The organism is Neochlamydia sp. S13, from assembly GCF_000648235.2.
Classification (GTDB): domain Bacteria; phylum Chlamydiota; class Chlamydiia; order Chlamydiales; family Parachlamydiaceae; genus Neochlamydia.
Genome location: NZ_AP017977.1, coordinates 584075 through 597419, shown reverse-complemented (window position 1 = coordinate 597419; position 13345 = coordinate 584075). Strand labels below are relative to the sequence as shown.

Here is a 13345-nt window from a genome sequence, read left to right as displayed (position 1 = left end):
ATGGAATCAAAAAATTACATTGAATCTACTCTAAGTCAAGAAGATGTTACTTTTGAAGTCCCCTTACGCCCTCAATCATTGGCTGATTTTATCGGCCAAGATCAGCTACGTGAACGGCTAACTGTTCTTATAGAAGCTGCCAAGCAACGTAAAGAAGCATTAGGGCATTGCCTTTTTTCTGGGCCACCAGGTTTAGGAAAAACAACGCTTGCTAATATTCTTGCTAAGGTAATGGGTACTAATATAGTGATAACCTCAGGCCCAGTCATTGAGAAACCTGGCGATCTTGCTGGCTTGCTCACTAACCTCAAAGATGGCGATATCCTCTTTATCGATGAAATTCATCGCCTCAACCGCACCATCGAAGAATATCTTTATCCTGCTATGGAAGACTTTGTGCTCGATCTTATGATCGATAGTGGACCCAATGCTCGTAGCGTTCAAGTTAAATTAAGCAAATTCACTTTAGCAGGCGCAACTACCCGCTCAGGACTGCTTTCTAGCCCTTTAAGATCTCGTTTTGCGCTTAATTGTCGCTTGGAACTTTATCCTCCGGAGATCTTGGTGCAAATCTTAATGCGTACAGGGCGCATTTTAAACTTAAATATTACGCCTGAAGCGGCTTTAGAAATTGCCCGCCGTGCACGCGGAACCCCACGAATTGCTAATAACCTTTTGCGCTGGGTCCGTGATTACGCTCAAATCCGTGCAAATAATAAAATTAACCCAGAAGTTGTTTCAAAAGCGCTAGAAATGCTCTCCATCGACCATAAAGGTCTGGATGAAATGGATATTAAGATTTTAGAAACGATGATTCATCATTATAAGGGTGGCCCGGTGGGGCTCAATACTATTGCTGTTGCTATTGGAGAAGAAGCTCATACGATTGAAGAAGTGTACGAACCTTACCTTATCATGCAAGGTTTTATTAAAAGAACTCCGCGCGGTCGTGAAGTCACATCTCTTGCCTACCAACATTTAAAATTAACGATCAATAATTAGGAGAACGACTATGATCAAAAAAATGTTCATCGCTTTCTTGGGTTTCATTCTACTGTCTAATGCAGCCCATGCAGGCATAGCAGATTCTTTATCTACATTTTTTAATAAGCCCTTGCCCGCAGCAAAGGACACCTTAAAAATTCTAATTACGCATAATAAACCAGGAGCTATGTTAGAGGTTAAAGGTAAATACAAAATCTATGATCCTCATACCAACAAGCATATAAGCACACGTTTTATCGGTAAAAAAAAATATATTCAGCCCTTAAGCGAAGGATTAAAATGGCAGGAAGAGTTTCCAGGCCTTTACCAGCTCATGATTCTGCCTGATGACAAAGCTACTACCATAATAGTCGACGGTATTGAATATAAAGGACGTATTTACATCTATGATATTGGGGGTACGATTAGCATTGTTAATGAGATTCCTTTTGATGAATATGTGAAAACAATCTTAGCAGCAAGATTACAAGCACCTCTGCCAGGAGAGGCTTTAGCTGCAGTAGCCATTGCGGCACGCACAAATGCCTATTATCTAAAGCAAAAAGCTCCTAGTGATTATTGGGACGTGGAAGCTAAACAAATAGGCTATCAGGGATATGCTCTTTCTCCTCCTTCTAAGCTTATCGAGCAAGCTGTTAAAGCAACTCACCATATGGTAATGACTTTCTCTTCAAGCCCGTTGATGGCTAAGTGGGATAGTATAGAAGCAATAGATGGAGGACATGCACAAGTTATCCATTCTAAAATTTCTTTAGATCAAGCTGCCATGCTTGCACATCAAGGTGAACATGCCGCTCAAATTCTTAAGAAAGCTTTTCCTGGTGCACAAATAGATTTAATCGCGAATTAATTAACATAGTAAAGCTCATTTAATAACCTTGCCTATAAAAGCTAGACAGAGATAGAAATAGAAAGCCAAGCTAGAAAAAGTAAAGATATAGAAAGCCTACGATTAAGAGACATTTTAAAGCTGAGTTAAAAGGGGATGGATATTCTCAACAAATTTTCATTCCTAGTAAACTTTTTAAATTTTTTCGATCCATCCTATAATGGTTTCTTGCTCTATTCCCTGTCACCTTTAAGGGCCTCATATCTAACCTTTTATGAAAGATTGGCATTCGCTAAATAATTATCTATATGATTTACCCGAGGAGTTGATCGCTCAATACCCGTGCGAGCCTCGCGATACCACAAGGCTACTTGTAGTCGACCGCGCTTCAGGAAATATGCATGAAATGGTTTTTCATGAATTAGCTGACTTCTTAGGTAAAGGAGATAGCCTAGTATTCAATAATACCAAGGTTCTTCCCTCTCGCCTTATCGGTTCCCGTTCTAGCGGTGGTAAAGCAGAGATATTTTTGATTAAAAGGCTTCCAACAGGCGATTGGGAAGCTCTAGTAAAACCAGGCAAAAAATTAGGCAAGGGAAGCAATGTGACCTTTAAAGAAGGTTTTTCCTGCAAAATTATAGACGTTTTAGCCGATGGCAAGCGTGTGGTCAATTTCGATTATGAAGGAGATATAGCGCAAGCTTTAGAAAAATTTGGCCATATCCCTCTTCCTCCTTATATGCGCCGCACAGCTATTCCTGCCCTAGATAAGGAGCGCTATCAAACCGTCTATGCGCAACATCCTGGCTCTGTAGCAGCACCTACGGCAGGCTTGCACTTTACAGATAATTTGCTACAAAAACTTGAAGAAAAAAGTGTTCAAGTAGATAAACTTACATTGCATATTGGTTTAGGAACTTTTCTGCCCGTTAAGGTAGAGGATATACGTGAACACCAAATGCACGCTGAATCCTTTGAGATTAGCCAAGAAACAGCCGAGCGCCTTAATAAAAGACCTATCAATAAACGACAAATTTGCGTAGGAACCACTTCTTGCCGTGCTCTGGAGGCCGCAGCTTCGGCTTCTGGGATGATAACTGGAGGAAAATATAACACCAACATCTTTATTCATCCGGGCTACCAATTTAAGTACGTGCAACATCTACTCACCAACTTTCATCAACCCGGTTCAAGTTTACTCATGTTAGTCAGTGCCTTTGCTTCACCAGAATTAATTAAAGAAGCTTATAATAAAGCTATTAAAGAACGTTACCGCTTTCTTTCTTACGGCGATGCCATGTTAATTTTATAGCAATCCTCCTTTAGAGCTCATCTTTTTGATCCCTAATGATAAATGCTGGCAGTTAAGTTGAAGCAAAGCATCAAGCTTTTAGGTCTATTTTTATGACAATTCTAGTAAAAGATTTTTTAGTTATAAATGGTGGGTAGGTAGCTTTTTTAATCCATGCCAAGATAGCCTTAGATTTATAAACACTCTCGTTGGTAGAATGATTTTAACGCGGGATGCGTTGTATAGCCTAAAATTATATTTTTTGCCATCACAGAAGGAGCAACCACCCTTTTGCTCTTTTTAGGCTACACTTTGGCTGCTTAGCAGGCTAGCAAAATAATCTTCTATACATTCCTATATAGCACTAATCTATTCAGCAAAGTAAGCTTGGCCATGCTCTTACCTTTACAAATATTAAGTTTTTTCACCTAAAATAGCAAACTCACTAGGAAGCTAACCTAGTAAAGTTAAGAAACTTATCTCCTTTAGCTTAACTATTTGAAATTCGAGAGAAGTTATGCTAGACTAACCCCCTAATTTTCAAAACCAAGGACCTTATTATGAAGGTAGCCATCAGCCCTTTCACCGCTGCCCCTTCTGCTCCCTTTTCTTCTGTAGGTTCGTCTCCCCCAGCTATTGAAAAACGTTTTCCCACTCCTAAAGCCCAGCAGCCTTTTTGGAGTTCCCTAGGTAAAAAGCTATTGAAGTGGATAAGAAAGGAAGAAACTCCTTTGATAAAAAACATCAACGCTCTTGCAAAACAAACGGGTATAATAAAAGAGAGCAGTCAAAAAGTTTCTCTTTTTTTAGAAGCCTTAAATTCTAAGCATTTATGTAGGCTCAAAAAAAATCTAAGGATCATTATAAAAAACATGTCCGACCTAGAGAGAAAATTGCTTTTAGAAGAAGCATTGAAAACAGATTTTGAGAAAGGTCAACGTTTTCGAGGGAATCAGTGTATTCAATGGATGTCTCTTAAGCACTTGCACTCTTTAATCTCGTTACCCTCAGGTGAAGGAGAAGAATCCCCTCCAATAGATCAAAAAGCTCTCGATGCTCACCTAATAGCTAAACATGTTTATACTGTTAGGCAAATTATCAAAAAATATGAAGGGGAGGATGCACGCATAAAACTCCTGCATACCTCTAAACAATTCTTTCTTTTTAGAATCTTTAATAATCTTATTCGTACACTTATTGTAGCTTTTAATTTATTAGAATTAGGCAAAGAACCCAATACCTATTTTGAAACCAAATATATGTTGGATATTTACTGGAGGCTTCTTGAAATTCCTCTTCATATTATCAAATTTGTTCTTCATCTAATCGTTAATCCCCTTATCTCTATAGCAATTATTGCCGGAGGGACGGTAGCAAGTGGAATTGCCAGTCTCTTCTTTAAACGATGGCTAAATAGATGTCCTAATCAGCTTCCTTATTGCATAAATCTAACCCAACAGATTAAAAATGGCTTGATTAAACCTATCTATGGAAGAGAGCAAGAACTTGATGAAATCATTCAAGCTCTAGCCTGCAACAATGAAACAGGCCGTAAACATCCGCTGCTTATTGGTAAATCAGGAATTGGAAAAACCGAGCTTATGAAAGGCTTAGGCTGGCGTTTAGCTACTGGAGAAGTTCCTGCCATCCTTAAAAACAAAAAGCTTTTTTATGTAAATAGTGGGGAATTAGCTCGAAATGGAAATCTATTTGATTTTAAATCTCCTCTAAAACAGCTTATAGACAAGATTGGAGAACATAGAAAAGATATTATTCTTGTGGTTGAAGAAGCTCATAACTTAAGTGATATTTCAGGCCAACGCTTCAATAGTGTGATAGACACTTCCCCCGACAGTTTATTTTATGTAGTAGGGATTACCACTCCTGAAGAATACGAAGCGAAAATTGAAACGACCACTTTAGACAGACGTTTTAAGAAAACACCTATTCAGGAAGCTTCATTAGAGCAGACTCGCACCATTCTAAGGCATATGAACCGCCAAGAAGCTAAGGATATCAAAATTTCTAAAAAGGTTTTAAATCATATCTATGAACAAACGAGTAGTAAAATTGTTAAACGTCACCAACCTGACAAATCGATTTTCGTACTATCCGAAGGCATAAAAAATGTGCGCTCTTTACAAGAAGGTGGTAGCTTTAAAGATAAATTGAACCAGCTAATGGCTAAAAAAGAAGATTTAGCTTCTAAACTTTCTCAAAAAAAATTGCATGGACTTGCTTTACAAGCTCCTCATCTTCGTAAAATTTCTCTTGATTTGCAAACAGTTGAAAGAAAAATTGAAAAGTGTCTTAAAAAGATAGAGGTAAAACAGAAAGCTTTTCAGACTTTTTTAGATTTAAAAAAACAACAAGAGTGGCATGAAAAATGGTTTTATAATACGAGCGAAGTCCTAGTTGATCAAGCCACAAAAGGAGTAAAAACTCCTAAAATTTTAGAAAAATTATATCTTTTTAATGCCTATTTTTTGCTTCCGCAACTTGATCAGCATCTTTCTAATTTTGTAGCTAAGCATCAAATGGAAGTGGAAGTAACTAAAGAAATCATCACTACAATTGTCAATCGTCTAGCTAAACAAGAAAAGATTGAGCCTACAAAGGTTTCTTAAAAGGTCAAAGGCATGTGCATTAGTAAAAAGCCTTTGAAAGTTAATCACTTAAAGATAAAAAGTTTTTTTATAAAAAATTTTACCTTGATTATTAATAACCCAAAAGTTTGTTGCTTGCTAAAAGTAAAAGGTATGTAGAAAGCTTATCCTTATTTTTTAAGCCCTTCTTCTTGAAAATGTTTTAATGCTGGCCAGACCTCTCTTTAGAAAATCAGGGAAATTAAGAAAAATTTTTCCATATTTAAAACAAATAACTTCAAAACCGTTTAAGAATTTATTCTTTCCTGTAGAATATAACCACTAGAAATTGCGTACAATTTAAAGAGGTAATAAAATGAGCCCTAACTCCACCCATCTTGAACACCTACCTAATGAAATACTCACCCCTATTTTAAAGGCCTGCGCTAGCCCTTCTTTATCTAGCGTTTGTATAAAATGGCATCATCTACTTGCTACGGAGGTAATGCCCTCTCTTTATGAGCAAATAGGTAAAATTCACTTTCCTAAAGGGAGTGCTACTGAACAAGCTCGTATTTTAGATAAGCTTTATAAGCTAGAAGCTAAGCTCTCTAAGCTAGAAAAGATAAATAAAATCTTTAAAAAAATCTTTACTCAGGTTAGCACTCTTTCTCCTCTAGATTTCAAAGGAATACCAGAAGAAAAGAAATATTTTACTTTGGCTAATTACTCCTTTTATCTCGTAAATATTAATCGCCTCTTAATTTGGAAAAAATTTCCAGGGGGAAAGGAATACTTAGAACAAGAAAAAATTAAGCATTTGCCTTTAGTAAAAAAAGGAGAGCTTTTTAGAGATTGGATTGAAAGTTGTAGCAAAAATATTATCCTGTTAGATTTAGAAAGAAGTGGCGTGACCTTTTTACCTTTAGAAATAGGACAGCTTTCTAAGTTACAAGAGCTTTTCTTACAGAATAACCAGCTTACCTCCCTTCCTGAAGAAATAGGGCAGCTTTCTCAGCTACAAGAGCTCGACTTAAGCAACAACCAGCTTACCACTCTTCCTGCAAAGATAGGACAGCTAACACAACTACAACACCTTGGCTTAAGCAACAACCAGCTCACCACTCTTCCTGCCGAAATAGGACAGCTTTCTCAGCTAGGGAGCCTTAACTTAATTAATAATCAGATTCTCACTTTTCCCAGCGCAATAGGAAGGCTATCTCAGCTACAAGAGCTTTACTTAAATAACAACCAACTCACCTCCCTTCCTAAAGAAATAGGGCATTTGATTCAGCTAAGGAGTCTTTACTTAAACAGCAACCAGCTTACTACCCTACCTGCTGAGATAGGGGAACTTGTGGGACTAGACGAACTTTACTTAAATGACAACCACCTCGCCTCCCTACCAGCAGAGATAAGGCAGTTATCACAACTCCAAACACTATGCTTAGATAAAAACCAGCTAGCTTCCCTTCCAGCAAAGATAGAGCAGCTTTCTCAGCTGCAAACGCTTTCCATAAATAACAACCAGCTAACTTCCCTTCCTATAGAAATAAGGCAGCTTTCTCAGCTGCGAGCACTTTTCTTAAATAACAACCAGCTAACTTCCCTTCCTATAGAAATTGGCCAGCTTTCTCAGCTGCGAACGCTTTCCTTAAATAACAACCAGCTTACCACTCTTCCTGCAGAAATAGGGCAGCTTTCTCACCTGCAAATACTTTACTTAAACAACAACCAACTTACCTCCCTTTTCCCCGCAATAGGACAGTTATTTTCATTGGAATACCTTGAGTTAAATTACAACCAGCTCACTGCCCTTCCGATAGAAATAGGGCAGCTCTCTCAGCTGCGAACGCTTTCCTTAAATAACAACCAGCTTACCGCTCTTCCTGCAGAAATAGGGCAAATATTCCAGCTAGAAGACCTTAACTTAGAGCACAATCAACTCGCCTCCCTTCCTATAGAGATCACACGGTTATCTAGATGGTTAACTCTTAATTTAGATGAAAATCTACTCCAAGATATTTCAGGGGAAATAAAACAGCATTTTAGGTTGTAGCTGCCAAAGCTTGTTTCTCCATTACTTAATATGTTAAAGACAGGCAGAGCTATTTAGAAAAATATAAAATATAGATAACCTTTAGCTTGCTATAAAGTCATTTAGCTTGCGAAGGTTCTAATTTTATTTCGGTGAGAGTCAAAAAGGTTTTGACTTACAGGAGATGATTTTGCTGGAGAAATGCCCTTTTTTTTAAGTCATTCTTGCTAAAAACAACTCAAACAATAAGAAAAAAACATGTCTGAATTGGAGATAAGTTAACTTCAGATCTAATTTACTCAGCACTTTACTGATAAAACCAGCTCTAGCAGGGTAAGGTTTTATCGAAAAGACTCTTCAACAAGCAATAAAGATTTTTATTTTTAAAACTCGCTTTTTCTGATATGGATTTCTCAATGTCGTTAGCAAAAAAAGCATCTTACATGCTAAAGTCAAACCTTTAAAGAATTTAAAGTAGGAACTATGGCATCTGTTCAAGCACAAAAAGATTATGAAGCCTTGCATGAAAAATCCCGTTATAGTCGAATTTTAAGTGGAATAACATCTATATTAGACTGGGATCAAGAGACTTATATGCCCCATGCCGCCTCCGCTATTCGCTCCGAGCAGCTAAAAGTACTTGCAGGAATTATTCACAAATCCAAAACCTCTCCTGCATTTGCCAAATCTCTTGCAAAGCTTATCGACCTTGAGACGGGTAAAACAATTGCTAAAGGATTAAGTGCTCAGCAAAAGGCTGCTTTGCAAGTTTGGAGAAGAGACTACCAACAAGAAAAATGTCTTAGTGCCAATTTTGTAGAAGAGTTTACTGCTACTACGTCTCAAGCCATCATGGCATGGCGTACCGCTAAACAGCAGAACAACTTTTCTATTTTAGCCCCTTATTTAGAAAAAATCATTTACATGAATCGCAAAAAAGCAGATTTACTAGGCTATCAAGATCACCCTTATGATGCCTTATTAGACCTTTACGAACCTCATACCTCTACCGCTGAAGTGGCTACTATCTTTGCAAATTTACAGAACTCTCTCACAAATCTTCTAAAAAAAATTAAAAGTTCTAAAAAAATAGACAACAGTTTCCTATTCGGAAGCTTTGATCCAAAAAAACAGCTAGAATTTGGACATCAGCTGATGAACGCGATGGGCTATGATCAGAGTAAAGGGCGACTGGATATATCTTCTCATCCCTTCTCTTCTGCTAGCCATCCTACGGACAGCCGTATCACCACTCGCCTACACCCTCATTCATTAATGAGCAGCATTTCTGCTATTATGCACGAGGCGGGCCATGGATTATATGAAATGGGATTACTTCCAGAACATTATGGAAGTCCGTTAGGAGAAGCTGTTTCTTTAGGGCTCCATGAAAGTCAATCAAGATGGTGGGAAACTCGTATTGGACAGAGCAAGCCTTTTTGGAAGCATTTCTTTCCATTATTACAAAAAATGTTTCCTCAACAATTAGAAAAAATTTCAATACCTTCATTTTATAAAGCGATTAATAAGGTGGAACCCTCATTGATTCGTGTAGAAGCTGATGAAGTTACCTATAGCTTACATATCATTTTGCGCTTTGAGCTAGAAAAAGCGCTGATTGAAGGCTCTTTATCAGTCGATGAAATCCCTGAGGCATGGAATGCTAAGATGCAAGAGCTCTTGAATTTAACCCCCTCCAATCCTGCGGAAGGATGCCTTCAAGATATTCATTGGTCAACGGGTTCTTTTGGCTATTTTCCTACCTATACCTTAGGTAATCTATTCGCCTCTCATCTTTTTTCCGCTTTTGAAAAACAACACCCTGATTGGCAAGAACAGGTTTCCAGAGGAGACTTACTATTTATAAAAGAATGGCTTAATCTGCATGTTCATCGTTATGGCAGACAATATGATAGCAAAAAGTTGCTAAAGCTTGTAACAAAAAAAGAGTTTAACGAGGAGGCCTATATGGATTATTTGTACAACAAATATAAAAGCATTTATAACCTCTAAAATAGATCTATAAAAGCAATTGTAGCAAATCTTAACCCGCGATTTAACTAAAACTTGCGCTTCTCATAAGCTCACGTGGGAGCTATCTTAGGATTTAACTTTTAGTGTCTAAAAGAGAAGATGAGAAGAAACGTCAAATAGCCTATAAGATAACTATAAAAAAGTTAAAGATCTGCAGATAACCTTAAAGACATGATGAAATGAATTCAATTTTTTCTAGCCCCATTGAAAGGCTTCCTAATGAAGTACTAATTCCTATTTTAGAGCATTGTGCTACACCCTCTTTGTTTAGTGTTTGTAGACGCTGGCAGCATCTTTTAACTACTGAAGTCATGCCCTCTTTATACAAAGGAATAATTAAGCTACATTTTCCTTCAAGTTCAAGGTATGATAGTATCCCCACTTGTATCCTCAATAAGCTTTACCACATAGAAGAAAATCTTCCTATAGTAAAAAAGGTAAGCTCAATTTTTCATCAAATTTTTATCTTAGCTACTTCTCTCTCCCCTTTTGAGTTTAAAGAGAAAACTGAAGAAAAAAGAACTTTCACTTTGAGTAATTATTTTTCTTACCTTTTAAATATTAATCGCCTTTTAATTTGGAAAGAAATCCCTGGTGGGGAGGAATTCTTAAGCCAGAAAAAAATCAAGCATTTACCTCTAAAAGAAAAGGGAGAGCTTTTTAGAAAATGGATTAAAAATCATAAAAAAAATATTAAGCATTTAGATTTAAATCTCAGCAGATTGACCTATTTACCTCCCGAAATAGGACAGCTGTCTCAGCTTCATATTCTTTACCTAAGCGAAAACCAACTGACCACCCTCCCGGTAGAGATAAGCAAGCTATTTAAACTTCAAAATCTTAACTTAAGCAGCAATCATCTTAGCACCCTTCCTACTGCTTTAGGACAGCTGCCTCACCTGAAATGGCTTAACTTAAATGATAACAAGCTTACCTCCCTTCCAGCAGAGATAACCCAGCTCTCTTGCCTACAGTGGCTTTGCCTAAACAGCAATCAATTAACTTCTCTCTCAATTAAGATAGAACAGCTACCTCAACTGCACACTCTTTATTTAATGGACAATCAGCTAAATACACTTCCTGGATCGGTGGGGCAGCTCTCTCAGCTGCAATGGCTCGATTTGGAGAGAAATGATCTCGCCTCTCTTCCGCCTGAGATAGGACAGCTCTCAAATCTACAGGATTTAAATATAAGCAATAACAAGCTTACTTTCCTTTCTTCCACGATCGGACAGCTTACTCAACTGCGCTGGCTTCGCTTAAACAACAACCAGCTCTCATTCCTTCCTTCAGCAGTAGGTCATCTCTCTCAGCTATACACCCTTTATTTAAGCCACAACCAGCTCACTTCTCTGCCCGAAGAAATAGGACAACTTTCTAAGTTACAAGAGCTTTACTTAGGCAATAATCAACTTACCCGCCTTCCTATTTCAATAGGCAGCCTACCTCAGCTACGGATCCTCTATTTAAACGACAACCAACTGAAGGTTCTTCCGGAAGAGATAGGCCAGCTCCCCGAGCTAAAAGAGCTTTACTTAGACAACAACCCCCTTATCCTTCTTCCACCCTCAATAAGTAGCCTACTACCTCAGCTGCAAAACTTTGAGATAAGCGAAAACTTATTAAAAGGTGTTCCCAAGGAATAAAATAGCATTTTTAACTTTAAAGAGACAAAAGCAGTCTCCATTTAATTAGAATCTGTTTCCGTTAAAGCAAAAAGGATTTAAGCCAGCTATATATTGTTAATAAATAAGGAAGAAAATTCCTGTAAGGCCATGCTTTAATTGATTGATTTTAGGTTAAGAAAAAATCAACGCTGAAAATAAGAGGGAGAGAAAATTTTAAAATTAAAGGGTAAAGCTTGCCAGCAGGTATCGATAAGCTCCCCCTTTAGCAAAACAGCTTTTTTTAAATCTAATAAAATCCATCTCCATAAAAGCGTATCCCTACTTAAATTTAGAATCGCTAATCTTCAAATATTTAGCTTGCACAAATAACTTTCTATCAGCTATAAGATACCATTCAGATTTTAAGGAAGAGTGGCAGAGTGGCCGATTGCGTCTGTCTTGAAAACAGAAGGCCCTTCACGGGGTCCGTGGGTTCGAATCCTACCTCTTCCGACCTTGGGATGATCAATCACTGCAATAAGCTTATCAAAGGGCTCAAGCAGTGTTGTGATCGCCTTTTTATCTTTCAATCCCACGCTCGAAAATAATACCTTCTAAAGAAACTTCCTCCCCATAACCAAAAAAGAAATTCACCTATTTCCAGGTTGGCTCTATCCGTAAAAGTAAACTTTTTATTAAGTATATGATTATATAAAGCGTTGCTCGAAAGCGTATAAGGATATCTTAAACCCTTTCTTTTGCCTTATTAATCCGATTTACCATCCGCTTAATCATGGATAAATAGATCCAATTCTCCCTTACAGGGGTTAAGCTACGGACTTTAGAATTTCTTTAATAATGTGCAAAAGGATAAGGGTAAAACAAGGGTTTTAAGATATTCTCTTATGCAATCTTAAGAGTGCCACAAACGCTTCAGAAAAAAAATAAACATGGACATAAAAAATTAACTTGCCATGCCATTCAGATAAGGATCCAAAGAGATCTGATGAAAGCGAGTCGAATTACATAATTAGAAAAAAAGAGCAGGGAAATTTCAAAGAAGCTTCGCTGACATTGGCAACTCTAACAAAATTGATACTTAGCTCACCTAAGACGTCATTGAAAATCCGCATAAATTTTTGTAGCTTCTTCAAGAATTGCCAGTATCTCTATAGCACAATAAATTTTATCGCGTCTAGTACTGTTGATCTGTTTGATAATTTTCGCTTCCTCAAGCTTTTGTATACCCCTTTGAGCTGTACTATAAGCGATTTTAAGTTCTTCTGCTATTCTGTTCGTGGTAAGATAGGGGTTCACTGCAAAGTGTTCTACAATCAGTACAGGAACATTAGATGTGCTGCTTGCAACCTGCATTTTCCATTTATTCAACAAGTCATTGATTCTCTCTACCCGCGACAACACATCTTCGGTTTGCACCGCAATGCCATTCAAAAAATAAATCAGCCATTCATGCCATGTGCCTCTAGCACTCACGTTATAAAGCTGCTTATAATACTCATCACGTGTAGCTTCAAAAAAGGCACTTAAGTACAAGATCGGAGTTGGCAACATTTTTTGCTCGATCAACAATAATATAATTAGCAGCCGGCCAATGCGTCCATTTCCATCCAAAAATGGATGAATGGCTTCAAACTGATAATGGCATAGGGCAGTATGAATTAAAGGCGGAAGCTGCCTTTCATGTAGAAATTTTTCAAATTCACCTAAGCAATCCATCAAGTGATCTGGTGGAGGAGGAACAAATTTGGCCGTATTGAGCGTACAACCTGGTGTTTCTATCCAGTTTTGGCTACGCCTAAATCCTCCAGGGGTTGCATGTGACCCTCTAACACCTTGCATTAAATGGTGATGAATTTCTTTAATGAGCCTCAATGACAAAGGAAGATCGCCTAATCGTTTTATCCCGTAATCGAGGGCTACAATAGACCTCTTTCG

General features: G+C 37.7%; 8 protein-coding genes and 1 tRNA gene. 8 read left to right on the top strand and 1 reads right to left on the bottom strand.

Annotated features, from left to right (window positions below; all coding sequences use genetic code 11):
- The 8 genes from ruvB (at position 1) to TY21_RS02265 (ending at position 11902) form a co-directional block, all read left to right on the top strand.
- Positions 1 to 1002 carry a Holliday junction branch migration DNA helicase RuvB gene (gene ruvB, locus TY21_RS02300; RefSeq protein WP_042241890.1) on the top strand — a complete coding sequence of 334 codons (1002 nt, stop codon included), beginning with the start codon at positions 1 to 3 and terminating at the stop codon, positions 1000 to 1002.
- 10 nt (positions 1003 to 1012) lie between these two features.
- On the top strand, positions 1013 to 1855 hold the full coding sequence (locus TY21_RS02295; protein WP_042241892.1) for a SpoIID/LytB domain-containing protein: 843 nt from the start codon (positions 1013 to 1015) through the stop codon (positions 1853 to 1855).
- Positions 1856 to 2108: 253 nt separating this feature from the next.
- Complete coding sequence (gene queA / locus TY21_RS02290) at positions 2109 to 3146, top strand: tRNA preQ1(34) S-adenosylmethionine ribosyltransferase-isomerase QueA (protein WP_042241894.1); 1038 nt, start codon at positions 2109 to 2111, stop codon at positions 3144 to 3146.
- Positions 3147 to 3685: 539 nt separating this feature from the next.
- Positions 3686 to 5752 carry an ATP-dependent Clp protease ATP-binding subunit gene (locus TY21_RS02285; protein ID WP_042241897.1) on the top strand — a complete coding sequence of 689 codons (2067 nt, stop codon included), beginning with the start codon at positions 3686 to 3688 and terminating at the stop codon, positions 5750 to 5752.
- 334 nt (positions 5753 to 6086) lie between these two features.
- Positions 6087 to 7769, top strand: coding sequence for a leucine-rich repeat domain-containing protein (locus TY21_RS02280; protein ID WP_052354566.1), 1683 nt, complete (start codon positions 6087 to 6089; stop codon positions 7767 to 7769).
- Between the two features lie 462 nt (positions 7770 to 8231).
- Positions 8232 to 9761, top strand: a complete 1530-nt coding sequence (locus TY21_RS02275; RefSeq protein WP_042241900.1) for a carboxypeptidase M32 — start codon at positions 8232 to 8234, stop codon at positions 9759 to 9761.
- Positions 9762 to 9961: 200 nt separating this feature from the next.
- Positions 9962 to 11428 carry a leucine-rich repeat domain-containing protein gene (locus tag TY21_RS02270; RefSeq protein ID WP_052354567.1) on the top strand — a complete coding sequence of 489 codons (1467 nt, stop codon included), beginning with the start codon at positions 9962 to 9964 and terminating at the stop codon, positions 11426 to 11428.
- Positions 11429 to 11815: 387 nt separating this feature from the next.
- A tRNA-Ser gene (locus tag TY21_RS02265) sits at positions 11816 to 11902 on the top strand.
- 603 nt (positions 11903 to 12505) lie between these two features.
- Here the strand turns inward: TY21_RS02265 and TY21_RS02260 are convergent.
- Positions 12506 to 13288 carry a Fic family protein gene (locus tag TY21_RS02260; RefSeq protein ID WP_197725079.1) on the bottom strand — a complete coding sequence of 261 codons (783 nt, stop codon included), beginning with the start codon at positions 13286 to 13288 and terminating at the stop codon, positions 12506 to 12508.
- Between the last annotated feature and the right edge of the window lie 57 nt (positions 13289 to 13345).

Coding starts and splice junctions, on each gene's coding strand:
- ruvB (WP_042241890.1), top strand. CDS start 1: ATGGAATCAAAAAATTACATTGAATCTACTCTAAGTCAAGAAGATGTT.
- TY21_RS02295 (WP_042241892.1), top strand. CDS start 1,013: ATGATCAAAAAAATGTTCATCGCTTTCTTGGGTTTCATTCTACTGTCT.
- queA (WP_042241894.1), top strand. CDS start 2,109: ATGAAAGATTGGCATTCGCTAAATAATTATCTATATGATTTACCCGAG.
- TY21_RS02285 (WP_042241897.1), top strand. CDS start 3,686: ATGAAGGTAGCCATCAGCCCTTTCACCGCTGCCCCTTCTGCTCCCTTT.
- TY21_RS02280 (WP_052354566.1), top strand. CDS start 6,087: ATGAGCCCTAACTCCACCCATCTTGAACACCTACCTAATGAAATACTC.
- TY21_RS02275 (WP_042241900.1), top strand. CDS start 8,232: ATGGCATCTGTTCAAGCACAAAAAGATTATGAAGCCTTGCATGAAAAA.
- TY21_RS02270 (WP_052354567.1), top strand. CDS start 9,962: ATGAATTCAATTTTTTCTAGCCCCATTGAAAGGCTTCCTAATGAAGTA.